General features: G+C 38.1%; 1 pseudogene. It reads right to left on the bottom strand.

The features are described from left to right. Positions 1–596 (bottom strand): annotated as a pseudogene (locus KCG35_RS26080) (hypothetical protein); the annotation flags it as partial.

Here is a 596-nt window from a genome sequence, read left to right as displayed (position 1 = left end):
TGTGCTTCCTCGAAAGGAAAGGAATTTATAGCGGGAAATGGTTTCTCTATAGGAAAGGCGTGAGTTGTTTGACGTTTTCCAGTTAATAGCTTCCCACTCTGATGTTAAATTGGTACTCAAATTTGTACTGCTTTTAAACGCTTCAGCGTTATAAACCATCGAGCTAGTATTATTATTTTCCTCAAACATGGAAGATAAGGAGGTACCATTGGGTGCATCATCTTCAGTATTGATAACAAGATGATTACTTGGAATGGGTTCAGGTTGGATTTCTTCTTTTGGCCTAATTTCAAGTCCAAAATTATTGGGCTGGTAATTTTTAATGGTGATAGTGCCACCACCAACAGGACACACAATTAAATCACTACCTTCTACTAAGTAGTAATTATCATTTTTATCCTGGAAGATACTTTGTTCATCATTGATGGCTGTTAACGTGCGTACTTGCTTACCATTAATGACGAGGGTGTTGTTACCCTGGTTATCTTCAATGACATCATGTCCATCACCTTTGGTATAAACATAGTGGTCATTGCCTTCACCACCTTGCAAAATATCGTTGCCTTTACCACCATCAATCACATCATTCCCAATGT

The organism is Zooshikella harenae (assembly GCF_018837975.1).
Lineage (GTDB): Bacteria > Pseudomonadota > Gammaproteobacteria > Pseudomonadales > Zooshikellaceae > Zooshikella > Zooshikella harenae.
The sequence above is the reverse complement of the archived record's forward strand: the minus strand, read 5'-3'. Positions and strand labels throughout refer to the sequence as shown.